Origin of the sequence: Bradyrhizobium sp. U531 (genome assembly GCF_051710265.1) — a bacterium.
Classification (GTDB): Bacteria; Pseudomonadota; Alphaproteobacteria; order Rhizobiales; family Xanthobacteraceae; genus Bradyrhizobium.
In genome coordinates this window covers 128,467-153,434 of sequence record NZ_JASVEN010000002.1, presented here as the reverse complement: position 1 = coordinate 153,434, position 24,968 = coordinate 128,467, and the positions used below count along the sequence as shown (strand labels likewise).

At 65.2% G+C, this 24,968-nt stretch carries 23 protein-coding genes; 11 read left to right on the top strand and 12 right to left on the bottom strand.

The features are described from left to right. Positions 1–2: 2 nt before the first annotated feature. Positions 3–1,166, bottom strand: a complete 1,164-nt coding sequence (locus QRQ56_RS12665; RefSeq protein WP_438740369.1) for an HlyD family secretion protein — start codon at positions 1,164–1,166, stop codon at positions 3–5. Beyond that, positions 1,159–1,641: a MarR family winged helix-turn-helix transcriptional regulator gene (locus tag QRQ56_RS12660; RefSeq protein WP_438740367.1), complete on the bottom strand. Its 483-nt coding sequence runs from the start codon at positions 1,639–1,641 to the stop codon at positions 1,159–1,161. Before QRQ56_RS12660 ends, QRQ56_RS12665 begins: the two co-directional genes overlap by 8 nt. A gap of 156 nt (positions 1,642–1,797) precedes the next feature. On the opposite strand from QRQ56_RS12660, the gene QRQ56_RS12655 reads away from it, so the two are divergent. From QRQ56_RS12655 to QRQ56_RS12635, 5 genes are all read left to right on the top strand, one after another. Next, entirely contained in the window at positions 1,798–2,292 is a 495-nt protein-coding gene (locus QRQ56_RS12655) for a Fur family transcriptional regulator (protein WP_438740366.1), read from the top strand. 39 nt (positions 2,293–2,331) lie between these two features. Continuing rightward, positions 2,332–3,285, top strand: a complete 954-nt coding sequence (locus QRQ56_RS12650; protein WP_438740365.1) for a DMT family transporter — start codon at positions 2,332–2,334, stop codon at positions 3,283–3,285. A 12-nt stretch (positions 3,286–3,297) separates the two neighbouring features. Beyond that, complete coding sequence (gene ispG, locus QRQ56_RS12645) at positions 3,298–4,581, top strand: flavodoxin-dependent (E)-4-hydroxy-3-methylbut-2-enyl-diphosphate synthase (protein ID WP_438740363.1); 1,284 nt, start codon at positions 3,298–3,300, stop codon at positions 4,579–4,581. Between the two features lie 155 nt (positions 4,582–4,736). Further along, a complete protein-coding gene (locus QRQ56_RS12640; protein ID WP_438740362.1) occupies positions 4,737–5,633 on the top strand; it encodes a TauD/TfdA dioxygenase family protein in 897 nt (298 codons plus the stop codon). 287 nt (positions 5,634–5,920) lie between these two features. After that, positions 5,921–6,736 carry an N-acetylmuramoyl-L-alanine amidase gene (locus QRQ56_RS12635; RefSeq protein ID WP_438740360.1) on the top strand — a complete coding sequence of 272 codons (816 nt, stop codon included), beginning with the start codon at positions 5,921–5,923 and terminating at the stop codon, positions 6,734–6,736. Positions 6,737–6,869: 133 nt separating this feature from the next. Here QRQ56_RS12635 and QRQ56_RS12630 read toward each other — a convergent pair whose 3' ends face one another. From QRQ56_RS12630 to QRQ56_RS12620, 3 genes are all read right to left on the bottom strand, one after another. Then, entirely contained in the window at positions 6,870–8,477 is a 1,608-nt protein-coding gene (locus QRQ56_RS12630; protein ID WP_438740358.1) for a Na+/H+ antiporter, read from the bottom strand. A gap of 48 nt (positions 8,478–8,525) precedes the next feature. Beyond that, the gene (gene bla, locus QRQ56_RS12625) at positions 8,526–9,383 is read right to left on the bottom strand and encodes a class A beta-lactamase (protein WP_438740356.1); all 858 of its coding nucleotides are present in this window, start codon (positions 9,381–9,383) and stop codon (positions 8,526–8,528) included. Between the two features lie 191 nt (positions 9,384–9,574). After that, entirely contained in the window at positions 9,575–9,949 is a 375-nt protein-coding gene (locus tag QRQ56_RS12620) for a nuclear transport factor 2 family protein (RefSeq protein ID WP_063686144.1), read from the bottom strand. A 95-nt stretch (positions 9,950–10,044) separates the two neighbouring features. Between QRQ56_RS12620 and QRQ56_RS12615 the strand changes: the two genes are divergently transcribed. Both QRQ56_RS12615 and QRQ56_RS12610 read left to right on the top strand, forming a co-directional pair. Then, positions 10,045–10,473 (top strand): GFA family protein, encoded by a 429-nt coding sequence (locus tag QRQ56_RS12615; protein ID WP_438740354.1) that lies wholly within the window; start codon positions 10,045–10,047, stop codon positions 10,471–10,473. 180 nt (positions 10,474–10,653) lie between these two features. Then, on the top strand, positions 10,654–12,486 hold the full coding sequence (locus tag QRQ56_RS12610) for a caspase family protein (RefSeq protein ID WP_438740352.1): 1,833 nt from the start codon (positions 10,654–10,656) through the stop codon (positions 12,484–12,486). 57 nt (positions 12,487–12,543) lie between these two features. Here the strand turns inward: QRQ56_RS12610 and QRQ56_RS12605 are convergent, their stop codons facing one another. Both QRQ56_RS12605 and QRQ56_RS12600 read right to left on the bottom strand, forming a co-directional pair. Next, positions 12,544–13,233 (bottom strand): DUF1345 domain-containing protein, encoded by a 690-nt coding sequence (locus tag QRQ56_RS12605; protein ID WP_438740351.1) that lies wholly within the window; start codon positions 13,231–13,233, stop codon positions 12,544–12,546. 193 nt (positions 13,234–13,426) lie between these two features. Then, a complete protein-coding gene (locus QRQ56_RS12600; RefSeq protein ID WP_438741456.1) occupies positions 13,427–14,350 on the bottom strand; it encodes a polyprenyl synthetase family protein in 924 nt (307 codons plus the stop codon). A gap of 161 nt (positions 14,351–14,511) precedes the next feature. Between QRQ56_RS12600 and mtgA the strand changes: the two genes are divergently transcribed. From mtgA to QRQ56_RS12585, 3 genes are all read left to right on the top strand, one after another. Then, on the top strand, positions 14,512–15,186 hold the full coding sequence (mtgA, locus tag QRQ56_RS12595) for a monofunctional biosynthetic peptidoglycan transglycosylase (RefSeq protein WP_438740349.1): 675 nt from the start codon (positions 14,512–14,514) through the stop codon (positions 15,184–15,186). Between the two features lie 164 nt (positions 15,187–15,350). Beyond that, positions 15,351–15,533: a 50S ribosomal protein L32 gene (gene rpmF, locus QRQ56_RS12590; RefSeq protein WP_007598106.1), complete on the top strand. Its 183-nt coding sequence runs from the start codon at positions 15,351–15,353 to the stop codon at positions 15,531–15,533. Positions 15,534–15,676: 143 nt separating this feature from the next. Continuing rightward, positions 15,677–16,330 carry a hypothetical protein gene (locus QRQ56_RS12585; RefSeq protein WP_438740348.1) on the top strand — a complete coding sequence of 218 codons (654 nt, stop codon included), beginning with the start codon at positions 15,677–15,679 and terminating at the stop codon, positions 16,328–16,330. A 7-nt stretch (positions 16,331–16,337) separates the two neighbouring features. On the opposite strand, the gene QRQ56_RS12580 is transcribed toward QRQ56_RS12585, so the two are convergent. Further along, entirely contained in the window at positions 16,338–16,595 is a 258-nt protein-coding gene (locus tag QRQ56_RS12580) for a hypothetical protein (protein ID WP_438741454.1), read from the bottom strand. A gap of 220 nt (positions 16,596–16,815) precedes the next feature. Here QRQ56_RS12580 and QRQ56_RS12575 point away from each other — a divergent pair, with 220 nt between their 5' ends. Beyond that, positions 16,816–18,510, top strand: coding sequence for an EAL domain-containing protein (locus QRQ56_RS12575; protein WP_438740346.1), 1,695 nt, complete (start codon positions 16,816–16,818; stop codon positions 18,508–18,510). Positions 18,511–18,609: 99 nt separating this feature from the next. Here QRQ56_RS12575 and QRQ56_RS12570 read toward each other — a convergent pair whose 3' ends face one another. From QRQ56_RS12570 to QRQ56_RS12555, 4 genes are all read right to left on the bottom strand, one after another. Beyond that, positions 18,610–20,118 (bottom strand): tripartite tricarboxylate transporter permease, encoded by a 1,509-nt coding sequence (locus QRQ56_RS12570; RefSeq protein WP_438740345.1) that lies wholly within the window; start codon positions 20,116–20,118, stop codon positions 18,610–18,612. 3 nt (positions 20,119–20,121) lie between these two features. Next, entirely contained in the window at positions 20,122–20,607 is a 486-nt protein-coding gene (locus QRQ56_RS12565) for a tripartite tricarboxylate transporter TctB family protein (protein WP_438740343.1), read from the bottom strand. Between the two features lie 149 nt (positions 20,608–20,756). Continuing rightward, on the bottom strand, positions 20,757–21,731 hold the full coding sequence (locus QRQ56_RS12560; RefSeq protein WP_438740341.1) for a tripartite tricarboxylate transporter substrate binding protein: 975 nt from the start codon (positions 21,729–21,731) through the stop codon (positions 20,757–20,759). A 203-nt stretch (positions 21,732–21,934) separates the two neighbouring features. Beyond that, entirely contained in the window at positions 21,935–24,802 is a 2,868-nt protein-coding gene (locus tag QRQ56_RS12555) for a PAS-domain containing protein (protein ID WP_438740340.1), read from the bottom strand. Positions 24,803–24,968 lie beyond the last annotated feature (166 nt).

Sequence of the window (24,968 nt, the reverse complement as noted above, 5' to 3'; positions counted from 1 at the left end):
CGTCAGTCTTTATCTTGGCTCGCGGTCGCCGACAGGCCGAGCAGGCCGGCGAGCGAGCGCTGATGGCCGGTGTCGATGGTGGCATAGACGCTCATGCCGGCCTTCAGCTTGCGCACGTATTTGTCGGTCTCGTCGAAATAGATGCGGATCGGCACGCGCTGCACCACCTTGACGAAATTGCCGGTGGCGTTCTGCGGCGGCAGGATCGCGAATTGCGCGCCGGTGCCGGGCGAGAGTGAGCCGATCTTGCCCTTGAAGATATGGTTCGGGAACGCGTCGACCTCGAGCGTGACGGCCTGCCCCTCGGTGACGTGGGTGAGGTCGCTCTCCTTCGGATTGGCGTCGACCCAGGGATGGGCGACATCGATGATGGAGAACACCGGCGTGCCGGCGGCGACATAGCGGCCGAGCTGGATCTGCTCGACCTGCGTCGCCACGCCATCCATCGGCGCGCGCAGCACGGTGTGGTCGAGGTTGCGCTGGGCGTCGTCCAGCTTGGCCTTCGCCTGCGCGTAGGCCGGGAATTGCTCCAGCGGCAGCTCGGGATTGCCCAGAAGCTGCGTCCTGGCGTTGGAGAGCTGCTGCTTGATGTACTGCGCCTGCGCACCGGCGGTGACCAGTGCATTCGAGGCGTTGTCGAGATCGAGCTGCGAGCCGTAATTGTTCTTCACCAGCGCCTGCTTGCGCTCGACGTCGCGCTGCTTCAGATCGATGCCCTGCTGGGCGAGGGCCAGCATGTCGCCATAGATCTTGATGTTGGCGACGAGGTTGTCATAGGTCGTGCGCGCCTGCGCGAGCTGCGCCTTGGTCTCCTCCACTGCGAGGCGGAACGGGACGGCGTCGATCTCGAACAGCTCGTCACCCTTCTTGACGGACTGGCCTTCCTTCACGACCACCTTCAGGATCTTGCCGGAGATGTCGGGCGTCACCAGCACCTTCTGCGCGCCAACATAGGCGTCGTCGGTGCCGACATAGCGGCCGCCGTGCAAATAGAAGGTGAGGCCGGTGACCGCGGCGGTCAGGGGTAGCACGACCAGGAGCAGGAAGCGGCGATAGCGGCGCAGGCCCGCGATAAAGCGACGGCGCGGATCGGTGCCTGCCTTCTTGGTCGGCTTGCCGCTGTCCGCCTTCTGCTCGGGCTGGAATTTGAGGACTTGATCAGCCATAGCGCTGCTCCTTGCGCGCTTGTTCCGCACCGGAAGTCTGGATCGCGGAGCGGACGTTTTCCTTGATGGTTTCGAGCTGGGTGAGAAGACGATGGGCGTCCGCCGGCGTGATGCCCTCCAGCGCGTTGGCGGTGAGCTCGGACTTCAGCCCGCTCATCCGGCCGAGCAACTGCCGGCCGGCCTTCTTCAGGTGCAGGCGCTTGACGCGGCGGTCCGAGGCGTCGTTGCGGCGCTCGATCCAGTCGCTCTCACACAATTTGTCGATCAGGCGGGTCAGCGTGATCGGCTGCATCTCGAGCAGCTCGGCGAGTTCCGACTGCTTCATGCCCTCGCTGCGCTCGACCTTGGCCAGCACCGCCCATTGGGCCCGGGTGATGCCGAACCGCGAGGCCTCCTTGTCGGCATAGACGCGGAGCAGGCGGTAGAGCTCGCCCAGCGTAAACAGGAAATTCTGGTCGACCGACCCACGGGTCATAAGCTTCGTCTCCAATAAGCTTGGATATAATAAGCAAGCTTACGATTACTTCACGGCGGATTAACGGGACGCTGTCCCGCGGGATGAGCATGGCTGGCAGCCGTTCGCCGGGTCGCGCTTTGGGTTCCCCTGCCCAACTGCTAGACTGGTGACCGCATGACCCTCGCCAAGCCGGCTTTTCCCGCGCCCGACCATGATCACGGCCGCTGCACCGCGGATGCGCTGGCGCATGCCGAGGAGGTCTGCGTGCAGCGAGCACAGAAATTCACGCCGATTCGCCGCCAGGTTTTGGGTGCGTTGCTTTCGAGCCACCGCCCGCTCGGCGCCTATGAGGTGATCGACGAGCTCGCCAAATCCATGTCCCGGCCGGCGCCGATCACGGTCTATCGCGCTCTCGATTTCTTGATGGCCAACGGCCTCGTGCATCGCATCGAAAGCCGCAACGCCTATCTCGCCTGTGCCGCGCACGACCACGATGCGACCTCGGCGGTGGCGTTCCTGATCTGCGAGCGCTGCGGCTTGGTCGGCGAGATCCCGTCGGCATCCTTTGCCGGAGATCTCAACGCCGCAGCGCGCAGCTCGGGCTTTGCGCCTAAATTGTCCGTGGTGGAGATCACGGGCGTCTGCACCCATTGCCAGAAAGCTGCATAAAGCAACAACAACGGCGCCAAGCCGGTTTTTCGGGAAGACATGTCCGCAACCCAACCCAACCTATCCGCCGCACGTCCTCTCAGTGCCGGCGCCATCGCCCTGATGCTCATGCTGTGCCTGACCTGGGGGTTCAACCAGATCGCGGTGAAGCTGGTGCTGCCGGACATCCCGCCGATGCTCCAGGCCACGATCCGCTCGGCGGGCGCGCTGCCGGTCCTGTTCATCATCGGCACGCTTCGCGGCGTCAAATTCTTCGAGAACGATCGCACATGGAAGCCGGGCCTGATCGCCGGGCTGATGTTCGGCATTGAATTCGTGCTGATCTTTCAGGGGCTGCGCCTCACCTCGGCCTCGCGCGCGGTCGTGTTTCTCTACACCGCGCCGTTCTTCGTCGCGCTCGGCTCCTACCAGGTGCTTGGCGAGCGGCTCGGCGCCTCGCAATGGCTGGGCCTTGCCATCAGCTTTGCTGGCGTCGCACTCGCGATCGGCGTGCCGCAGCCCAATGTCGATGCGCATGTTCTGCTCGGCGACCTCATGATCGTCGGCGGTGCCGCACTGTGGGCGGCGACCACGCTGGTTGCCAAGGGCACGCGGCTGCGGTTCGCCGCGCCCGAGAAGGCGCTGGGTTATCAGGTCGCCACCTCGATCCCGATCCTGGGGCTGGCGGCCTTTTTGTTCGGCGAGACCATCACGCATACGCCGGCGCCGCTCTCGCTCGGCCTGATGGCCTTCCAGGCGATCTGGGTGGTTGGAACCACGTTCACGCTTTGGTTCGCTCTGGTGAAGACCTATTCGGCCAGCAAATTGTCGGCTTTTACCTTCATCACCCCTTTGTTTGGCGTGGTGGGTAGCTATTTCATCATGCACGACACCCTGAGCCTGGCCTTTGGGGCGGCTGCCGTCCTTGTAATTGCTGGGCTTTTTCTGGTTAACCGTCCGAGCCAAACGGCCGCGGCGCCAGCTGATGCATTGCTGAACGTCACCAAAACCTGATATTTGGACCCCATGAACAAGCCCGAAACCACCATTGATTCCGACATCGCGGGGCCTGCACCGCGTCATCGTACCACCCAGGTCAAGGTCGGCGACGTCGCCGTCGGCGGCGGCGCGCCGATCGTCGTGCAGTCGATGACCAACACCGACACGGCAGACATCGATGGTACCATTGCCCAGGTCGCAGCGCTCGCGCGCGCCGGCTCCGAAATGGTCCGCATCACCGTGGACCGCGAGGAAGCCGCGGCGGCCGTGCCGCACATTCGCGACGGCCTCGCCAAGCGCGGTATCACCACGCCGCTGATCGGCGACTTTCACTATATCGGTCACAAGCTGCTCGCGGCCTATCCGGCCTGCGCCGAGGCGCTCGCCAAGTACCGCATCAATCCCGGCAATGTCGGCTTCAAGGACAAGCGCGACACCCAGTTCGCCGACATCATCGAGATCGCCAACAAGAACGACAAGCCGGTGCGCATCGGCGCCAATTGGGGCTCGCTCGACCAGGAGCTGCTCACCAAGCTGATGGACGAGAACGCCGCCTCCGCCAATCCGCGCGACGTGCGCGCGGTGACGCGCGAAGCCATGGTGCAGTCGGCGCTGCTGTCGGCCGCGCGTGCCGAAGAGCTCGGCATGCCCAAGGATCGCATCATCCTCTCCGCGAAAGTCTCGGCGGTGCAGGACCTGATCGCGGTCTACCAGGATCTCGCCAGCCGTTCCGATTACGCGATCCATCTCGGCCTCACCGAAGCCGGCATGGGCTCGAAGGGCATCGTGGCCTCCTCGGCCGCGCTCGGCATCCTGCTGCAGCAGGGCATCGGCGACACCATCCGCATCTCGCTGACGCCGGAGCCCGGCGGCGACCGTACCCGTGAGGTGCAGGTCGGCCAGGAGCTGCTGCAGACCATGGGCTTCCGCACCTTCGTGCCGCTGGTTGCGGCATGCCCCGGCTGCGGCCGCACCACCTCGACCACGTTCCAGGAGCTGGCCCGCTCGATCCAGGATTTCATCCGCGACGAGATGCCGGCCTGGAAGACCAAGTACCCCGGCGTGGAGGAGCTCAACGTCGCCGTCATGGGCTGCATCGTCAACGGCCCCGGCGAATCCAAGCACGCCAATATCGGCATCTCGCTGCCGGGCACCGGCGAAGCGCCGGCTGCGCCCGTGTTCGTCGACGGCAAGAAGTTCCGCACGCTGCGCGGCCCGACCATCTCCGCCGACTTCAAGGCGCTGGTGATCGACTATATCGACCAGCGCTACGGCCAGGGCGCCAAGGTGCCGGTGACGGCAGCGGAGTAATCTTGCGGCCATCACATCGTTGAATTCGTAAGGCGGATTAGCGCAAGCGCAATCCGCCTTATTTTTTTTGCGGGCGCGAAGTGGCGGGTTACGCTTCGCTAACCCGCCCTACATTGCTACGATGTCTCCAATCAACAATGATCGGGAGACACGCCATGAGCTCACTCGCCGGCAAGCAGGGCCCGCGCTATCGCCACACGGCCGAGGACGGCGCGCCCTACGAGACCATCGCGGTCGAAAAACTCACCCCCATCATCGGCGCGGAAATCTCCGGCATCGACATCGGCGCGCTGGTCGAGGGCGACGCCCGCTCCAACCGGCAGATGGACGAGATCCACCGCGCGCTCGCCGAAAACCTCGTCATCTTCTTTCGCGACCAGAGCATCACGCCGAAGCAGCATCTCGCCTTCGGCCGAAAATTCGGCGAGCTGCATTTCCATCCGGCCGCGCCGCATGAAGACGAAGATCCGGCCTTGATGAAGATCTACGCCGACAAGAACTCGCCGCGCGCGAACGGCGAGGGCTGGCATTCCGACGTGTCCTGCGATCTCGAGCCGCCGATGGGCTCGATCCTCTACATCAAGCAGTGCCCGCCGCGCGGAGGCGACACGCTGTTCGCGAACATGTATGCGGCCTATGAAGCGCTGTCGGACCGCATGAAGGCCTATCTCGACGGCCTGACTGCGCTGCATGACGGCGAGCCCATCTATCGCGGCCTCTATGCCAATTACGGCGTCGCCGACCGTCCGTCCTATCCGAGCGCCGAGCATCCCGTGGTGCGGACCCATCCCGTCACCGGCAAGAAGGCGCTCTACGTCAACCGAGGCTTCACCCGCCACATCAACGGCATCCCGCGCGACGAGAGCGACGCGATGCTCGCGTACCTCTACCAGCACGCCGAGAACCCCCTATTCCAATGCCGCTTCCGCTGGACCGAGAATGCCATCGCGTTCTGGGACAATCGCTGCACCCAGCACCGCGCGATGTGGGATTACTGGCCGCACGCGCGGTCCGGCACGCGGGTGACGGTGAAGGGGGAGCGGCCGGTTTAGGCCGCTCGTGCCCCGGACGCGGGCCGTAGGGTGGGCAAAGCGCAGCGTGCCCACCATCTGCATGCAATACGGAGAGATTGGTGGGCACGGCGCGAGAGCGCCTTTGCCCACCCTACTGCAGATTCTGTGCAGCCCTCGCGTTGACGTATTCCCGCTCCGGCGCCAATCTTCCCAAAAACAAATCGGGAGGGTTTCCCATGTCTCGCGCAAAGGAAAACAGACCCCTGACCGAGTCCTGCCCCGGAACGGGTTTGGGCGAATTGCTGATAGCAGCAGCGGAGTAACGCGTGGGGTATTCGCGCAGCATTATCGTCGGACTGGTTGCCTCGCTCCCGCTGTCGTCGCTGGCGCCTGCCGGCCGCAGCGAAGCCGCCGCTGCGCGAAAGCTTGCGAAGGCGAGGCCGAAGTCGCCGCAATCACCGGCCAAATGCGAGATGCCGAAATTCAGGATCGTCGTCGATGTCGGGCACACCCCCGATTCCTACGGCGCCCTCAGCGCGCGCAACGATCCGGAGTTTGGCTTCAATTTCGTGCTCGCAAAGCGCATTACCGCGAAGCTCAAATCCGAAGGCTTTGCCGCAACCCGCCTGCTCGTCACGGACGGCAAGGCGCGGCCGAGCCTGTTCAAGCGGGTGAGTGCCGCGAACGCCGGCCGGGCCGATCTCCTTCTGTCGATCCACCATGATTCCGTGCCGGACAAATTGCTGGAGACCTGGGAATTCGACGGCGCGAACAGCTATTTCAGCGACCGCTTTTCCGGCCATTCGCTGTTCGTCTCGCAACAGAACGCGCATTTCGCCACCAGCCTGACGCTGGCGCGGATGATCGGCAGGCAGTTGAAGGAGCAGGGCCTGCACTATGCCAGCCAATACACCTTGCCGCTGATGGGCCGCTACCGGCGCCAGTTGCTCGACAAGGATGTCGGCGTCTATCGCTATGACGGGCTCGTCGTCCTCTCGCGGACGAGCAGCGCGGCGGTGCTGCTCGAAGCCGGCTCCATCATCAATCGCGACGAGGAAATGGTGATGAACTCGCCGGAGCGGCACGAGGTGGTCGCGGGTGCCGTTGCAGCTGCGATGAGGGAGTTTTGCGCTCGGCGGTAGGCGCTTCGGCCCTCGTCATTGCGAGCGTAGCGAAGCAATCCAGGATCTTTCAGCGGCGGCAGTCTGGATTGCTTCGTCGCAAGCGCAAAATTACCTCGCAATTTGTCGCGGGCTCCTTGCAATGACGAGGAAGCTACAGCGGCACGTCCCGATACTCGCGGTTCGCCAGGCTCGCCTCCTCCAGATCCAGATCGCGCTCGATACGCCGCCTCGTCTCGTCGGTGATCTGGCCGTCGCGCAGGAGGTTGTGGATGAATTTGCGTTCGGCGGCGATCAGGTCGCGGGTCAGCGCGGTGCCTGCGGCGGAGACGTCGTGGTGGGTGGGGTCGAGCGACTCCGGCAGCTGGTTGACGCGGATCTCGTGACGCGCGCGCAACAACCGCATCACCTCGTCGGAGACGTCCTTCTCCTCGGTCAGCGCGTCGAGCGATTTCAGCGCGGCATCGAGCGCCTGGCGCCGGGCCGCGATCTCGGCCTCGTGCTCGGCGACATGCTCGTTGCGGCCGGCCTGTGCGACACCGAGCCAGCGCACGACCGGCGGCAGCGTGAGACCGACGCCGATCAGCGTGACGAAGATGACGCCGAAGGCCACGAACAGGATCAGGTCGCGATACGGAAAGGCGTCGCCATCAGGCAGCGTGAACGGCAGCGCGAGCGCGGCCGCCAACGATACCGCGCCGCGCACGCCGGTGAACGCGAGCACGAACGGCCATTGCCAGGGCGGCGACGGATCGCGCCGGCGCAGCGATTTGCTGAGGATTCGCGGCAGATAGGTCGCGGGATAGAGCCAGATAAAGCGCGCCAGCACGACGATTACCAGCACCACGGCGGTCGCAATCAGGATGTCGTCGAGCGGGAATGCCTTCGATTTCTCGTAGAGCGCGCGCATCTGGAAGCCGGTGAGCAGGAACAGCACGCCCTCGATCAGGTAGATCACGAGGTCCCAGAAGAAGATGCCCTGCAGGCGCGTTGCCGAGGAGATCAGCAGCGGGCCGTTCCAGCTCACATAAAGCCCGCAAGCGACGGTCGCGATCACGCCGGAGCCGCCGAGATGCTCGGGCAGCCAATAAGAAACATAGGGCGTGATCAGCGACAGCGTCAGCTCGACCTGCGGGTCTCCGGACCATTTGCGGAAGCGAAGCGAGAGCCAGCCGACGCCGATGCCGAAGGCGATCTCGCTGGCGACGATGAGGAGAAATTCGCCGGCCGCAAGCGGCAGCGAGAAATGCCCGACCATGATCGCGGCCAGCGCGAAGCGGTAGAGGATCAGCGCCGTCGCGTCATTGGCGAGCCCTTCACCCTCGAGGATGACGAGGAGCCGCCGCGGCATGTTGAGCCGGCGCGCGATCGCCAGCGGCGCCACCACGTCGGGCGGCGCGACGATGGCTCCCAGCAGGAAGCCGATGGTCCAGGGCAGGCCGATCATGTAATGCGTGGCGGCCGCCACCATCGCGGTGGTGAAGATCACGGCGCCGACCGCGAGCAGGACGATGGGGCGCAAATTGTTCCTGAATTCGCGCCAGCTCATGGCGACGCTGGCCGAGTAGATCAGCGGCGGCAGCACCATCAGCAGCACCAGCTCCGGCGGCAGTTCCACCGCCGGCATGCCCGGCACGAAAGCGAGGCCGACGCCGGCCAGCATCAGCAGGATGGCGGGTGCGATGTTGAAGCGGCGCGCGGCCAACGCCACGCCCGCCAGCACGGCGAGCAGGATGAGAAAAGTCTGAAATTTCGCTTCCATGGCGGCCTGTCTTGACCCGGAAGCGACTGCGACGTCAATGCGCGCGGCTTACGCCAGCCGCTCGGCCACCATGCGCCCGATGCGAGCAAAGGCGGCTTCGATCTGCGCCGCGTTTGGCGAGCCGCCCTGGGTATAGGTCGTGACCAGGATCGGCGTCGCGGGTTTGGGCCAGACGACGGCGATATCGCCCGAAGCATCCTTGCCGTTGTTGCCGGTCTTGTCGCCGATGGTCCAGCTTGCGGGCAGGCCGCCGCGCAGCCGGTTCGCGCCGGTCTTGCAGTTCACCATCCACTCGGTGAGCAGGGTGCGAGAGGCCGGCGACAGCGCTTCGCCCACCACCAGGCGCCGCAGATTGCCCGCCATCGCCGCCGGCGTCGTGGTGTCCTCGGGATTGCCGGGCGGCGAGCGGTTGAGTTCGGGCTCGTTGTGGTCGAGTCGCGAAATGGTGTCGCCGAGCGATCGCCAGAACGCGGTGAGGGCAGCCGGGCCGCCGATCCGTGCCAGCAGCAGATTGGCGCAGGTGTTGTCGCTGAGCTCGACGATCGCCTTGCACATCTCGGTGACCGACATCGCGCCGGCCGCGAGATTCTGCTTGGCGACCGGTGCATATTCCAGCAAATCGGTCTGGCCGTAGGGGATCGTGGCCGCGAGCTGCTCCTCGCCACGATCGACCCGCGCCAGCACGCAGGCCGCGAGCGATGCCTTGAAGGTCGAGCACATCACGAAGCGCTCGTCGGCCCGCCAGGCGAGCTTCTTGCCGTTGGCAAGGTTCTCCGCATAGACCCCGATCCGCCCGCCGCTCTCGCGCTCGTAGGATTCCAGTTCCGGCGGCGCATCGGCGGCAAATGCGGGAGATGCGGCCATCCAGCAGAGCGAGGCGAGCAGGGAGCGGCGGTCGAGCGGCATGGGGGACTTTCGGGTCAGCGGAGAGGGAAACGTCGTGTGCGCTTTATCCGCTCCGTCATTGCGAGCGCAGCGAAGCAATCCAGAATCTATCCGCGGTGGGATTCTGGATTGCTTCGTCGCGAGAGCTCCTCGCAATGACGTGTGGCGAGAGTTGGGCTCGGACTGATGAAGGTTGGGGGAGCGTGCCTCCCTTAGTCCCTCAGATCGTACCGATAGGATTTCGACACGATCTGCCAGCCGTCGGCGAGCTTCATCGCCACGAGATAATCAGTGAAGAAACGCGGCGGCAGCTGGCATCGGACCTTGATGAAGGCGGTCTTGTCGTCCGAGCGGTCGATGGTGACGATGAAGTCCTCGCGCGGCTTGCCTTCGGCCTTCCCGGAGGGGCGCTTGCGCACGCGGTCGAGCCAGTCGGGCACGGTCAGGACCTGCAATTCGCCCTTCTCGACCCAGCGCAAGTCTGCGGAGGGATGGAAGATGGCGCCGAGCTTCTCGGCGTCGCCCTCGTAGAGGCCGTCGAAATAGGATTGCACGACGGCTTCGACGCTCGACCGATTCTGGCTCATGGAGTCATCCTTTTGGTTGATGGCTTGCGGCAAACTTAGTCGTACACATCAAAAAGCGCTATGGGTGTGTCAGCCATCTGCGTGCAGGCCTTGCGATGACCGGATCAGAAAATTCGAATGCTCGTATCCTGATCGGCGAATGCTATTGCCGCGGCGTACGCTTCGAGGTGGCGGATGCGTTCTCCTATGCGATGAATTGCCACTGCTCGAACTGCCGCCGCACCACCGGCTCGGCCTTCAAGCCGTTCGCCGGCATTGAGCAGGGCCGGCTCCGCATCGTCAGGGGGGACGACCGGCGGCTCATCGTCGGCGATGACACCACCCATGACGTCCATTGTGGCCGATGCGGCTCGCTGCTTTATTCCAGGGTGCGCGACGGACAATGGGTCCATGTCGCGATGGGAACCCTGGTCGATGCTCCCGCGATCCGGCCGAGCGCCCATATTTTCGTGGCCTCGAAGGCGCCCTGGCATGAAATTACGGACGATCTGCCGCAATATCGGGGGCATATCGGTGATGGCTGAGGCAATTCGGCCGATGCCGGCCTGGCAGCGAACCGCAGCCGCGCTGGCGCGACAAACAAAGGGGGCCTCTCGGGTTGCTGTCGTTGCGGCCTTCGTGACCTCCATCACAAGCGCCGGGGCCAGATCCTGCTAAAGCGGTCCCAAAGGGGCTCGTACGTCCCGAACTTCGGAAGTCGTGTCATGCGCAAATTGATCAGAGTCTGCCAGCTTCTCCTCGCCGCCACGCTGCTGTTCGGCACAGGTTCCGCCTTCGCGGGCAACCGCGTCGCGCTGGTGCTTGCCAACTCGGCCTATCAGCACGCGCCGTCGCTCACCAACCCCGTCAACGACGGTGCGGTGATGGCGAAGACGCTGAAAGAGGCCGGTTTCGACGTCGTCGATTACCGGCACGACCTCACGGCCCTGGATACACGGCGCGTGCTGCGCGAGTTTGCCGACGCGACCCGCACGGCCGACATCGCAGTGGTCTACTATGCCGGTCATGGCCTCGAGGTCGAGGGCTCGAACTACCTGATCCCGGTCGACGCCAAGCTCGAGCGCGACACCGACGTTTACGACGAGGCGCTCTCGCTCGACCGCATCCTGGTTGCCGTCGAACCCGCCAAGCAGCTCCGTCTCGTCATCCTGGATGCCTGCCGTGACAATCCGTTCGGCAAGAGGATGAAGCGCACGGTCGCCTCGCGCGGCATCGGCCGGGGCCTTGCCCAGGTCGAGCCGACCAGCCCCAACACGCTGATCGCCTATTCGGCGAAGGCAGGCTTCACGGCCCAGGACGGCGACGGTGCCAACAGTCCCTTTACGGTCGCGCTGTCGAAATATCTGACGACGCCGGGCCTCGATGTCCGCCGCGCCTTCGGCTTCGTGCGCGACGAGGTGCTCAAATCGACCGGTAACAAGCAGGAGCCGTTCGTCTACGGCTCGCTCGGTGGCGAAGACGTGCCGCTGGTTCCGGTCAAGGTGGCGGCTGCTGGGCCTGTAGCGCCCGTGGCGAACCCGCAGGTCGACATGCGCCGCGACTACGAGCTCGCGCTGCAGGTCGGCAACAAGCCGGCGTGGGAAGCTTTCCTCGCCCAGCACCCCGACGGCTTCTATGCCAACCTCGCCAAGCTGCAGATCGACAAGCTCAAGGCCGAGCAGGCTCATGCCGCGGCGACCGAGAAGGCGAAGCAGGCCGAGGCCGAGCGTGATCGTCTCGCCGCGCTCGGCGCGCAGAAGGACGCGCAGGCCAAAGCCGCGGCCGATGCGAAGGCCGCCGAGCAGGCGCAGCTTGCCGCGCAGAAGGCCAAGGAGCAGGCGCAGCAGCAGGCGGCTGCCGCCGAGCAGCAGCGTGTCAATCTTGCCGCGGCGGCACCGAGCGCCGCGCCGGCCAGCACGGCGAGCCCTGCTGGCACCAACGTCGCCTCGCTGACACCGGCGGCCGCCCCGGCGGATCTCAGCCGCTCGGTGCAGACCGAGCTTGGCCGCGTCGGCTGCTTCTCCGGCTCTGCCGACGGCAACTGGAATACGTCCTCGCAGCGGTCGCTCTCGCAGTTCAACCGCTATGCCGGCACCAAGCTCGACGTGAAGGTTGCGAGCTCCGATGCGCTGGATGCGGTCAAGGCCAAGCCGGCGCGCGTCTGCCCGCTGGTCTGCGAGCACGGCTTCAAGGTTGACGGCGACAAATGCACCAAGATCGTCTGCGGTGAAGGCTATGCGCTGGATGACGACAATGATTGCGTGAAGCAGCGCGCGGCCAAGCCGGCCAAGCCTGCAACGGTGAAGCGTAACGACGACGAAGAACGTCCCACCCGGCAGCGTCGTCAGGCCGGCGGGGGCGGCGCTGCTGCTGGTGCGGGCGCAGCGGGTGGCTATGGTGCCGCGGCCGGCATCGCTGCCGGCGCCAGCCGCGCCGGTGGTGGAGGACAGGTCTTCTGCAACAGCACCGGCTGCCGTCAGGTCAGCCGTGGCTGCCACCTCGAATATCGCGGCGGTGGCGGCCCCGCCAACGACGCCAACGCCGAGATCTGTCATTGAGGGCGTGTGTCGTCACTGCCTCGTGCGCCATTGCGCACGGGGCGCAGGGACGACAGATCAGCTTGAGATCGCGCTCGCGGCGATGTTGACCGTCAGCGCCAGCAGGGCCGTGTTGTAGATGAAGGACACGATGCCGTGCGCGGTGGCGGTGCGGCGGATGGTCTTGCCGGTGATGCCGACATCGGAGACCTGCGCGGTCATGCCGATCACGAACGAGAAGTAGACGAAATCCCAATAGTCGGCGTGGTCTTCCTTGTCGCCGCTCGGGAATTGCAGGCCGCCCGGCTTGGTGCCGCGATAATAGTCATGCGCGTAATGCAGCGCGAAGGTCGTGTGAACCGCGGCCCATGACAGCGCGATCGTGGAGATCGCGATGGTCAGCTCCTGGACCCCGCGATGTGGCGTGCCGAGTTCGGAGACGATCGCCGCGATGCTGGCGAAGGCGCCGGTCGCCGTCACCAGCAGGATCACGAAGCGGCCATCGTCCTGCATCGCCGCTGCGCGGCGGATGTGCTGGTGGTCGTTGCACAGCATCATCGCATAGACCAGCACGAGATAGACCGCGATCAGGGCATCCCAGCCGAACAGCAGTCGCGTCACCAGCCTGTACGAGCCCGGCAGCAGCAGGCTGACCAGGATGCCGGCCGCAATCGCAATGAAGGTCCGCGGCCGTGCATAGATCAGCCGCACCGGCCGCGACATCTGGCGGAAGCGGGCGAGGGCGGGGTCTTCTTTGCTGTTGGCCATGACGGTGACGGCTCTCTCACTTCTTGCAGCGGCGGCAGTCTGCTCCCTCGCCCCGCCTGCGGGGAGAGGGGTGGGGTAGCCTCCGCGACGACGGTGAGAGTTGGACGCGCGGAGAGTCCCCCTCACCCGATATTCAAGCTGCGCTTGAATATCGACCTCTCCCCGCAAGCGGGGCGAGGTGAAGTACCTCGCGTCAGCTCTTCCGCTCGGCGACGAAGCGCGCGGCGGCCTGCAGCACGGCGGCGCGATCGCCGAAGATCGAGACGGCGCTGTCGGCACGCGCGAGCAGGTCGCGCACGCGTTGCTTGGCGCCTTCGATGCCGAGCTGGGTAACGAAGGTGGTCTTGCCGAGGACGGCATCGGCGCCGGCCGGCTTGCCGAGCGCGGCGGCATCGCCTTCGACGTCGAGCAAATCGTCCGCGATCTGGAAGGCTTCACCGAGCGCGCGGCCGTAATCGTCGAGGGCCTGATATTCTTTCTGCGAGGCCTGGCCGAGGATCGCGCCGGCGATGCAGCCGTAGCGCAGCAGCGCGCCGGTCTTCATCTGCTGAATGCGGGCGACATCGATCGGCTCGTTGCCGCCGAAGCGGCCTTCGCCGGCGAGGTCGAGAATCTGGCCGCCGACCATGCCGCCGATGCCGGCGCAGCGCGCCAGCGCGCGCGTCAGCAGCAGGCGCACATTGGCGTCGCGGTGGATCTCGTCGCGGGTGACGATGTCGAAGGCGAGCGTCAGCAGCCCGTCGCCGGCGAGGATCGCGGTCGCGTCATCGGTCTGCTTGTGCAGGGTGGGGCGGCCGCGGCGCAAATCGGAATTGTCCATCGCCGGCAGATCGTCGTGGATCAGCGAATAGCAGTGGATGCATTCGAGCGCAGCGCCGACGAGCAGGGCCGCTTCGCGGGGCACGCTGAACACGGCGGCGCTCTCCACCACAAGGAACGGCCGCAAACGCTTGCCGCCATTCAGGCTCGAATAGCGCATTGCGTCCATCAGTCGCTTGGGCCGGGCGATCTCATCGTGCAGGATGTCGTCCGACAGCAGGCGCCCGAGCAGGGCTTCGGTGTCATCAGCGGTCTTGTCCAGACGTTTGGCGAAATCGGACGGGGACGTGCCGGTCATCAAGAAGGGCTCCAGAACTAAAATTCGGCGGGACAATCCTTTATGAGCCCGCCCCAGTCAATCGTTTGGAAGGCCTAAAAAGTGCTGGAAAAGGCCCGAATTATCACAGACTTAATGGTGGTATCCGTGGCCGCTTCTCGTTCCATGCCGGAAAGGTCGATTTGCGCATCGTCAAAATCCTGCTCGTCGCGCTCGCGGTCGTCATTCTCGCGCCCTATGTGATCGCGCCGTTCTACCGCACCGGCCATCCGGTTTCGACGCTGATGCTATGGCGCTCGCTTCGCGGCACGCCGATGCAGCGGGAATGGATCGATCTGGCTGACATGTCGCCCTATCTGCCACGCTCGGTGGTGGCGGCCGAGGATGCCCATTTCTGCAAGCATCACGGCATCGATTGGGGTGCGCTGCGCGAAGCGATCGACGACGCCAGGGAGGACGGCACCGCCTTCCGGGGTGCCTCCACCATCACCCAGCAGGTCGCGAAAAACCTGTTCCTATGGCAGGGCCGGGATTTCGTCCGCAAGGCGCTCGAATTCCCGCTGGCGCTCTGGATCGACCTGGTGCTGCCCAAGCCGCGGATCCTGGAGATTTACCTCAACATCGCCGAGTTCGGTCCGCAGGGCCAGTTTGGCGTCGAGGCCGGCAGCGCCCATGCGTTCGGCAAGTCGGCCGAGGACCTTTCACCCCGGGAGGCGGCCCTTCTGGCCTCGATCCTGCCGAATCCGGTCAAACGCAGCGCCAAAACCCCCGGCCCGGGTGTCCGGCGGCTGGCGGCCACCTATATGGCGCGGGGGCAGGCGAGCTCGCTTGCGACCTGCTGGCGGGAAAATCGCTGATTTTGAGCCCGTTCCGGGCGCATTTTCCGGTCCAGAACCCTAGCTTTACGGCCGGCCTTCCTCTATAAGCCCGGCCTTGATCGGCATTTCGCTCGCCCCGTTGGGGTGCTGAGCCGTCCCCCGGACGATGCCCTGATGAACACCAATCCCTAGAGGATACTGAAATGGCCGTTCCGAGAAGAAAAACCTCGCCGTCGCGTCGTGGCATGCGCCGCTCGGCAGACGCCATCAAGAAGCCGACCTATGTGGAAGACAAGGACTCCGGCGAGCTCCGTCGTCCGCATCATCTCGACCTCAAGACCGGCATGTATAAGGGCCGTCAGGTCCTGAAGAAGAAAGAGTCCTGAGCCCAGGACCTTTCTTCGGGCAGGGTGATTTCGCCTGCCTGAATTCGGCCACCCTGTGAGATATGACAGTGACGGCGGCGGAGCCAATGCTTCGCCGCCGCATTGTCCTGTATGGATATCTTGATCGAGAAGGCATTTCGCCGATGGTCGGTTTCCCGCTGCTTTTGATTCCGCTCGCGGTCTACAACATCATCGCCTTCCTGATGCCCAGCGTGTCCTTCACGGACGTGCTGTTCAAGGTGCCGATGATGTCAGGCGAGGCCTGGCCGGTCACGCTTGCCGACGTGATGCTGGCCCTCGGCGTCGTGCTGCTGCTGCTCGAAGTGGTCAAGGGCGCGCGGCCCGGCTCGAAATTCCTGATGGATCATCTGCTGTCGCTGATCGTGTTCGGCGCCGCCGCGGCCGAATTCGTGATGTGGCCCAAATTCGGCAACTCCACCTATTTTCTGCTGGTGCTGCTCGCGATGGCCGATTTCCTCGGCGGCATTGCCCAGCGCACGCGCCGTCGCGTCACCTATGTCGCCGAGACGACGGTGCCGGCGCCGCGCAAGGCCAAGCGCCAGGCGGAAGCTCCGGCGGAGGACGAGGTCGTCGAACGCAAGTTCGAGCCGGTGGTTGCGCCGCAGCCGACGCCGGTCGAGCCTCCCGCAACCTCGGCGCAATCCGTCGCGGAATCGGTCCTGATGGATCATCCTGCGCCGAAGCCGGTGCAGAGCCCGGCCTCGCCGGAAATTCCCTCGCCGCAGCTTCAGCCGGGCAACGGCACGCCGCCGTCGTCCGAGACTCCGCCGCGCTGATCAGCTTTCAGGCGACCTGCCGCGTCCGCGCGCTGACGCTTTGCAGCGGGCGCTTGCCATAGGCCATCAGCGCATCCTCGGACGAGGCGCGGCGCAGCCGGCTCGTCTGCGGCATGTGCTCGGCATTGGCGATCAACTGCGTGACGAAGCTGGAATCGGGACGCGGCAGCGGCGCCTTGCTGACCAAGCGCAAGGTCGGCACCAGCGGCACGAGGGCCGTGCCGGCTTGCCGCTCCGTTTCTTCCAATTCATCTGCATTTACCATCGCAACACCGTTCATCTGCTCGAACTGGCGCGTTTTGGGACATTGGCGCCGGTGCATGTGATGGTCTCGCAAGGCCTATGCCGACCGAGCCTAATCGTTCCCACGCGTCTCGGGAACGTGGTTTCCAAATTGTTTATGAACTTTGCCTAGGGTCGAGGGCGAATCTGGCCGTATCCTGTGCCGACTCAGGACTCCCACGCTGTCCCGAAACGAGGCGATTTTGACCCCTGCATTGCCGCAAGCCTCCGACATTCTGGCCGCGCTCGGTCAGGCCGTGTTCGCCTGGGACATCGCCAGCGACGCCATTGTCTGGGGCGACCAGGCCGCCAGCGTCTTCCCGGGCATCCCCGCCGAGCGGCTGGCGACCGGCGCCGAATTCGCCAAGCTGATCGAGCCCTCGCCATCGCTGCGCACCGCCGCGCTGGCGCAGACCTATGCCGTGCATGGCGCCGACGGTACGCCCTACCGCGTCGAGTACGGCGTCCGCATGAGCGCCGGCGATCCCGTGATCTGGATCGAGGAGACCGGCCGCTGGTTCGCCGGTCCCGACGGCCGCCCCACGCGCGCGATCGGCTCGGTTCGCATCAACAATGAGCGCCATGCCCGCGACGAGGAGCTGACCAAGCTCGCCCGGCTCGATCCGCTGACCGGCGAGCTCAACCGCTCTCACCTGATCGCGGCGCTGGCCGAGGCGATCGAGGAGACCACCCGTTTCCGCTCGACGGCGGCCTTCATGCTGGTCGGCATCGACCATCTCGCTCGCGTCAACGACGCCTTCGGATTCGATGTCGCCGACGCCGTGATCCTCGACATCGCCAAGCGCATCCGCGCGCGCCTGCGCGGCGGCGACGTGCTCGGACGCTTTTCCGGCAACAAGTTCGGCCTGATCCTGAAGAACTGCACCGTCGACGACATGAACGTCGCCGCCGAGCGCTTTCTTACCGGCATCCGCGACGAGGTGGTGCCGACCAAATCCGGACCGGTCTCTGTTACGGCCTCGATCGGCGCAGTCAGCCTGCCGCGCTACGCCCGCAACACCGACGAAGCCGTCAACCGCGCCCATGAGACGCTGGACGCCGCCAAGCGCCGCCGCGCCGGCTCGTTCGCGGCCTGGCGCCCGGATGCCGCGCGCGATGCGCAGCGCCGCGTCAACATCCGCGTCACCGACGAGATCGTCACCGCGCTGAATGAGCGCCGCATCAAGCTTGCCTATGAGCCGGTGGTGTCCGCCGCCTCGCGCGAGCGCGCTTTCCATGAGTGCCTGGTGCGGATGGACCAGGGCGACGGCCAGGTGCTGCTCGCGCCCGACATCGTTCCGGTCGCCGAACGTCTCGGCCTCATTCGCCTGGTCGACCATCGCGTGCTCGAGCTCGTGGTTGCCGAGCTTGCGGCTGCGCCGGACATCTGTCTCAGCCTCAACATCTCGCCCGATACGACTATGGACCCGGACTGGTGGGCGGGAATCGAATCGCTGATGCAGGCTCATCCCGGCGTCGCCGAGCGGCTGATCGTCGAGATCACCGAGACGGTCGCGATCCAGGACATCGACGACGTCCGTGCTTTCGTCAGCCGTCTCAAGCATTTCGGCAGCCGCATCGCCATCGACGATTTCGGCGCCGGCTACACCTCGTTCCGCAACCTGCGCAAGCTCGGCGTGGATATCGTGAAGATCGACGGCGCCTTCGTGCAGAACATCACCCGTTCAGCCGACGACCGCGCCTTCGTGCAGACCCTGATCGACCTCGCCCGCCGCCTTGACATCAAGACGGTGGCCGAATGGGTGCAGGACGAGGAAGCCGCCGGCATGCTCCGCGAATGGGGCTGCGACTACATCCAGGGCCGCCTGATCGGGCTTGCATCGGCCGAGCGCCCGTGGGGTGCTCCGCCGGAGAATGCGCTGCCTGCGGCGAGCTGAGGTATCGTAGGGTGGGCAAAGCGAAGCGTGCCCACGACCTCTCTCGAATTCAAGCAGATCGTGGGCACGGCGCTTTGCGTCTTTGCCCACCCTACAAGTTCACGCTCCCTCGTCCAGCGCCACCAACTCTCGCTTCCTGCGCAGCGCCGGCAGCATCGGCGCGATCAGCAGCACCAGGGCAAACGCGAGGCACACCGCCGAGATCGGTCGCTGCACGAAGGTCCAGAGATCGCCCTGCGACAGGATCAGCGACTTGCGCAAATTGTTCTCCATCATCGGTCCCAGCACGAAGGCCAGCACCAGCGGTGCCGGCTCGTAGCCGAGCTTGCGCATGAAATAGCCGATGATGCCGAACGCGATCATCACATAGACGTCGAATACGTTGTTGCTGGAGCAGTAGACGCCGAGGATCGTGAACAGGATGATCAGCGGGAACAGGATATTGTAGGGCAGCTTGAGCAGCTGCACCCACATCCCGATCATCGGCAGGTTCAGGATCAGCAGCATGACGTTGCCGATATACATGCTGGCGACGATGCCCCAGAACAGGCTGGGGTTCTGCGTGATCAGCAACGGTCCCGGTTGCAGGCCGTGAATGACGAAGGCGCCGAGCAGCAGCGCCATCACCACATTCGGCGGGATGCCGAGCGTCATCAGCGGAATGAAGGCGCCGCCCGCCGCGGCGTTGTTCGCCGATTCCGGCCCCGCGACGCCTTCGATCGCGCCATGGCCGAAGCGTTCGGGCGTCTTCGACAGCCGCTTCTCCAGGGCGTAGGAAGCAAAGGACGCCACCACCGCGCCGCCGCCCGGCAGGATACCGAGGAAGAAGCCGAGGAGGGTACCGCGACCGACCGGACCTGCGCTCGCCTTCCAGTCCTCCCTGGTCGGCAGCAGATGGGTGATCCTGGTGTTGATGATGTCGCGCTTGATCGCCTGCTCGGTGTTGAGCAGCACCTCCGCCACGCCGAACAGGCCCATCACGACGGGCACGAGCCCGATACCGTCGATCAGCTCCATGCGGCCGAAGGTCAGGCGCGGCTGCGCGGTGATGCTGTCGAGCCCGATCAGTCCGAGCACGACGCCGATGCAAGCCATCAGCAGCGCCTTCGGCATCGAGCCCTGCGTCAGGAAGGTGAGGACCACGAGGCCAAGCACCATCAGGCTGAAATACTCGGCCGGGCCGAATGCGATGGCGACGCTGGCAAGCTTCGGCGCGACCAGCATCAGGGCGATCAGCGCGAACGTGCCGGCAATGAAGGAGCCGAAGGCGGAGATGCCGAGCGCGGGGCCCGCGCGGCCCTGCTTCGCCATCTGGTGGCCGTCGATGCAGGTGACGACGGACGCCGCTTCGCCGGGGATATTGACCAGGATCGAGGTGGTCGATCCCCCATACATCGAGCCGTAATAGATGCCGGCCATCATGATGATGCCGGATTCCGGCGTGCCCGACAGCGTCACCGGCAGCAGCAGCGACATCGCCGAGATCGGCCCGATGCCCGGGAGCACGCCGACCAGCGTGCCGATGAAGACGCCGATGAAGCAATAGAGCAGGTTGACCGGCAGCAGTGCGACGCCGAAGCCGTGCGCGACGTTGAGAAGCGTATCCATGGCTCAACCGATCCCGAACAGGCCCGAGGGCAGCTGGATCAACAGCAGCCGCTTGAGCACCCACCACATGCCCGAGGGCACCAGCACGGCGATCGGAATCGCCAGCGTCCAGCGCACGGGATCGATCAGCCGCAGGAGCAGCAGCATCAGGGGAATCGACGACAGCAGGAAGCCGAGCGGCTCCAGCGCGACGGAGAACGCCACGAGACAGGCGATCAGCAGCAGCGGCTTGCTCCAGCGCACGTTCTCCCAGCGCGAGGCCAGCGTCGGGCCGCCATCGGTGACCGCCGCGACGATGATAGCGCCCGCGAAGACGCACATCAGGATGCCCGTGTAGAACAGCACGTAGCCGGAGCCGGGATCGTTGATGGTGCCGAGCTTGAGCTTCATGCCCGACCAGATCACGAAGGCACCGAGCGCAAGCCCTATCAGCCCGCCCCAGAGTTCGGAATTGTTGAGGCGGAGTTTGACGTTGGTTTGGCTGGTCATGTGAGACACCCCTCGACCACCGTCACCCCCTGAGGTGGCCGCTTCTTCAGCGGCCCTCGAAGGGCGGCGGTGCCCCGATCCATCCTTCGAGGCGAGCCGCAAGCGCGGCTCGCACCTCAGGATGACGTCAGCATGTGTGGCAGAAAACTCTACTTCTTCGCGAGCCCGAGCGTCTCGATCACCTTGCGCTCGGACTCCGTGACCTCGACGACGAACTTCTTGTAGTCCTCGGTGTTCTTGTAGTTCGGCACCATGTCGTATTTGGCGAGCGTAGCCACGACGGCGGGGTCGTCGACGGCCTTCTTGAAGGCATCGTGCAGCTTGGCGACGATCTTGGGATCGAGGCCCTTCGGGCCGGCGATGCCGAACGGGGAATCGTAGACCATGGGATAGCCGAGCTCCTTCAGCGTCGGCACATCGGGATAATTCGGCGAGCGCGAGCCGGTCCACACCATCAACAGGCGGAGCTTGCCGGCGTCGACCAACGGTCGCCATCCCGTCGAATCTGCCTGAAGCATGGTGTGCTGTCCCAGCACGGCAGCATTGGTCTCGGCGCCACCTTTGAAAGGCACTTGGGTCAGCTTGATGCCGGACATCCCGGCGATCTGCTCCATGCCGATATGCAGCGAAGTGCCGGCACCCGGCGTGGCATAGGTCACCTTGCCCGGGTTCGCCTTGGCGAAGTCCACCACGTCCTTCCAGGTCTTGAACTGCGACTCCGCGCTCGTGGTCACGCCGAAAGTGTAGCCGGTGAGATGGACGATGTAGGTGAAGTCCTTGGCCGGATCCCACGAGACCTCCTGCATCAGGGGCAGGCGGAACACCGTGATCGGAATCTGCGAGATGGTGTAGCCGTCCGGCTTCGCGGCGGCCGCCATGGTCGCCGGTCCCACCGTGCCGCCGCCGCCGGCCTTGTTGTCGATCACGATCGGCTGCCCCAGCAGCTTCGAGGCGCTGTCGGCGATGGCGCGCATCGAGATGTCGGTCGATCCGCCGGCCGGCCACGGCACGATCAGCGTGATCGGCTTGCTGGGATAGTCCTGCGCACCGGCAGTCGTCGAGAGCAGCGCGCCCGTGACGGCCATCGCCGCAAATGCGATCGTCTTCAGCCCATGTCGCGACATCGGAATTCCTCCCTCTGGGCCTCTTTGCGGCCGCCGTTCTTCGTTCTTGTGAGAGGATTGTTCCCGAAATCGAGGGAGAAGAAAAGCGCGTTGCGCGCTCCGTGAGCGGCGACCGGCGCGGCAATCCCGGCAGAACCGCGGGATGCGACAATTGGTCGTTTTGTCGTGTGCCGAGAGGCGGAATTTTGCGGGAGCCGAAGCCGTCAGGCCACGCGCCGGACCATGCTCAGCGTCTCGATGGTGCGGCCGACCTCGGCCGCGGGGCAGGGCTTGCCGAAATAATAGCCCTGCACGGCCGTGCAGCCGCATTCGCGGACGAAGTCGAGCTGCTCCTCGGTCTCGACGCCCTCGGCCGTCGTCTCGACGCCGAGCACGGAACCGAGGCTCGCGATGGTGCGGACGATCGCAACGCTCTCCGGGCTTTCGCCGAGCGTGCCGACGAAGGAGCGATCGATCTTGATGCGGTCGAACGGAAACTTGCGCAAATAGCTCAGCGAGGAATAGCCGACGCCGAAATCGTCGAGGCTGACGCGGACTCCCAGGGAGCGGAGCTGGTGCAGGATTTCGATCGTCGCCTCGCTGTCGTCGAGCAGCGCGGTCTCGGTGACCTCGAGCTCGAGCCGTTGCGGCGGCAGGCCGGCTTCGGCAAGGGCGCTCGTGACCATCGCCACCAGGCCGCGCGAACGGAACTGCACCGGCGACAGGTTCACCGCCACGGCGACACCGGGCCAGGTCGCGGCCGTCGCACATGCGCTGCGCAAGACCCATTCGCCGATCGGTACGATCAAGCCGTTCTCTTCCGCGATCGGAATGAACTCGGCCGGCGAAACGAAGCCGCGCGAGGGATGCTTCCAGCGCAGCAGCGCCTCGAAGCCGGTGAGCTCGGATGAATCGAGCCGCACCTGCGGCTGGAACACCAGGTGGAATTCGCGTGCTTCCAGCGCGCCGCGCAGATCCTGCTCCAGCGCGTGCCTCGAGCGCGCCTCCTCTTCCATCTCGGGCTCGAACAGCTGGTAGGCGCCGCGGCCCTTGGCCTTGGCCTGGTACAGCGCGAGGTCGGCGCATTTCATCAGTTCGTCGGCATCGAGCCCGTGGTCGGGCGCGATGGCGATGCCGACGGACGCGCCGACATGGATCGACTGGCTCTCCAGGGGCGGCGGATGGCCGATGATCTCGATCAGGCGGCGAGCGAGCTTCTCCGCCGATTGCGGCTGCGGTCCGCGCTGCAGGACGGCGAATTCATCGCCGCCGAGGCGCGCGACGGTGTCGTGCTCGCCGACATTTTCTTTCAGCCGCGCTGCGACCCAACGCAGCAGGCGGTCGCCCGCGGCGTGGCCGAGGCGGTCGTTGACCGTCTTGAAATTGTCGAGGTCGAAGCACAGCACCGCCATCGCGCCGCCGGCGATCGCGACCTGGTTGAGGCCCTCGCTCATCTTCTCACGGAACAGCGTGCGATTGGGCAGGTCGGTCAGCGAATCGTGCCGCGCCATGTGGGCCACGCGGGCCTGGGCCTTGTGACGCTCGGTGACGTCCTCGTAAGTGACGACCCAGCCGCCTTGCTCCATGCGCTTGTGATTGAGCTTGATGATGCGGCCGTCGTTCAGGTGCCGATGCAGCGTGTGTTCGCCCTCGCGCAGCCGTTCGACATAGTCGGCATAGAGCCTGGCGCCGGTCGTGTTCGGGTGGATGCCGAGCTCGCAGCTGTGCTCCATGATCTCGCGCATCGAGACGCCGGGCTTTACGATATCCGGCGACAGGCCGTACATCTCGATGTAGCGGCGGTTGCAGACGATCACGCGCAAGCTCGAATCGAGCATGCACAGGCCCTGGCTCATGTTGTTCAGCGCGGCGTCGAAGCGGCGATACTGCTCGCTGAGCTCCTCGATCGCGTGCTCCCGCTCGGTAATGTCCTCGTAGGTGGCGACGAAGCCACCCTCGGGCAATGCGCAGTATCGCACCGAGATCACGGTGTTGTTCGACATGCTCCGCCGCATCGGCGAGCAATCGCGGCTCGCGATCCGCGCGCGGGCGGCTTCGAGGATCTGCTGCGGACTGTACTGCGAAGCGAACGCGCCGTTCACCATCGATCGCTCGATCAGATCGGCGAGATGCGTGCCGGGCCGGGTCTCCTCTTGCGACAGCCGGTAGATCGTGCGGTAAGTGGTGTTGCAGACGCGCAGGCGCATGTCGCTGTCGTAGAAGGCGAGCCCATGCGCCATGTTCTCCAGCGCGGCATCGAGGATGAAGTTCTGCTGCCTCAGCGTTTCCTCGTATTGCAGCCGCTCCGTGACGTCCTCGTGCACGGTCACCCAGCCGCCGTCGGGCAGGAAGCGGGAGACGGTCTGCACCATGCGGCCGTCGTAACGCATCACCAGCAGGGATTTCGCCCGTCTGGTGCGCACGTCCTCCAGTCTGGCATCATGGAATTCGTCGGCCGGCATGCCCGGCAAATTGCCGCGCTCCACCCAATGGTCGAGCACCGTGCGATGCGGGGCCCCCGGTTTCACGATCTCGGAATCGAGGTTGTAGAGATTCAGGAAACGATCGTTGCAGACGACGACGCGGCTGTGGGCGTCGTACATGATGAGGCCGTGCGACATGTTGGAGAGCGCGTGATGGCTGCGCTCGGTCTGCACGCGCAATTCCGCTTCGAGCCGGGCGAGGCGGGTGACATCGTCGCAGATCGTCATCCAGCCGCCGCCGGGAAGCGGCTTCAGCTCGAGCGACATGACGAGGCCGGTGGCGAGGTGCTGCTCGGTGCGGAACGGCTTTCCCCCTGATATCTGCGCGATCCGCGCCGAATAGAGCGCGTCGAGCTCGCTTTCCGGAAAATTGCCACGCCCGGCGCTGTGCGCGAGCACCTCGCGGTAGCTGGTGCCGACCCGCACGACATCGGCCGACATGCCGAACAGCGACAGATAGCGTTGGTTAACCAGCACGATCCTGTTGTCGGCATCGTAGACGCAGACGCCCTGCTCCATGTGGTCGAGCGCAAGCTGGCTCAGCGCGACCAGGGCTTCCGGGCCCTGCTCGCGGCGTGCACCAAGCTCGTTGTCGCGGGTCGACATCATGGGATCGGCGGGATCTCGGCGAGCAATAGACTTAACGCAACCTAATTCAGCCGCCGAGGGTAACGAAGAGGCGGGAAAATTCCCTTAAGCGCAGTAGTTTACGGAGGGTGACCGGCGATGGGGAGCGAGGTCGCAAACGGCCGGCCATCAAGGCGATAGCCCGTAG

Bases quoted from the DNA above. Each gene is read 5' to 3' on its own strand.
- QRQ56_RS12630 (WP_438740358.1), bottom strand. From the start codon at position 8,477: ATGGAAGCGAAATTTCAGACTTTTCTCATCCTGCTCGCCGTGCTGGCG.
- QRQ56_RS12555 (WP_438740340.1), bottom strand. From the start codon at position 24,802: ATGATGTCGACCCGCGACAACGAGCTTGGTGCACGCCGCGAGCAGGGC.
- QRQ56_RS12560 (WP_438740341.1), bottom strand. From the start codon at position 21,731: ATGTCGCGACATGGGCTGAAGACGATCGCATTTGCGGCGATGGCCGTC.
- QRQ56_RS12665 (WP_438740369.1), bottom strand. From the start codon at position 1,166: ATGGCTGATCAAGTCCTCAAATTCCAGCCCGAGCAGAAGGCGGACAGC.
- QRQ56_RS12565 (WP_438740343.1), bottom strand. From the start codon at position 20,607: ATGACCAGCCAAACCAACGTCAAACTCCGCCTCAACAATTCCGAACTC.
- QRQ56_RS12600 (WP_438741456.1), bottom strand. From the start codon at position 14,350: ATGACCGGCACGTCCCCGTCCGATTTCGCCAAACGTCTGGACAAGACC.
- QRQ56_RS12620 (WP_063686144.1), bottom strand. From the start codon at position 9,949: ATGAGCCAGAATCGGTCGAGCGTCGAAGCCGTCGTGCAATCCTATTTC.
- QRQ56_RS12650 (WP_438740365.1), top strand. From the start codon at position 2,332: ATGTCCGCAACCCAACCCAACCTATCCGCCGCACGTCCTCTCAGTGCC.
- QRQ56_RS12615 (WP_438740354.1), top strand. From the start codon at position 10,045: ATGACCGGATCAGAAAATTCGAATGCTCGTATCCTGATCGGCGAATGC.
- bla (WP_438740356.1), bottom strand. From the start codon at position 9,383: ATGCCGCTCGACCGCCGCTCCCTGCTCGCCTCGCTCTGCTGGATGGCC.
- QRQ56_RS12580 (WP_438741454.1), bottom strand. From the start codon at position 16,595: ATGGTAAATGCAGATGAATTGGAAGAAACGGAGCGGCAAGCCGGCACG.
- QRQ56_RS12605 (WP_438740351.1), bottom strand. From the start codon at position 13,233: ATGGCCAACAGCAAAGAAGACCCCGCCCTCGCCCGCTTCCGCCAGATG.
- QRQ56_RS12585 (WP_438740348.1), top strand. From the start codon at position 15,677: ATGGTCGGTTTCCCGCTGCTTTTGATTCCGCTCGCGGTCTACAACATC.
- QRQ56_RS12655 (WP_438740366.1), top strand. From the start codon at position 1,798: ATGACCCTCGCCAAGCCGGCTTTTCCCGCGCCCGACCATGATCACGGC.
- QRQ56_RS12610 (WP_438740352.1), top strand. From the start codon at position 10,654: ATGCGCAAATTGATCAGAGTCTGCCAGCTTCTCCTCGCCGCCACGCTG.
- QRQ56_RS12660 (WP_438740367.1), bottom strand. From the start codon at position 1,641: ATGACCCGTGGGTCGGTCGACCAGAATTTCCTGTTTACGCTGGGCGAG.
- QRQ56_RS12640 (WP_438740362.1), top strand. From the start codon at position 4,737: ATGAGCTCACTCGCCGGCAAGCAGGGCCCGCGCTATCGCCACACGGCC.
- rpmF (WP_007598106.1), top strand. From the start codon at position 15,351: ATGGCCGTTCCGAGAAGAAAAACCTCGCCGTCGCGTCGTGGCATGCGC.
- ispG (WP_438740363.1), top strand. From the start codon at position 3,298: ATGAACAAGCCCGAAACCACCATTGATTCCGACATCGCGGGGCCTGCA.
- QRQ56_RS12570 (WP_438740345.1), bottom strand. From the start codon at position 20,118: ATGGATACGCTTCTCAACGTCGCGCACGGCTTCGGCGTCGCACTGCTG.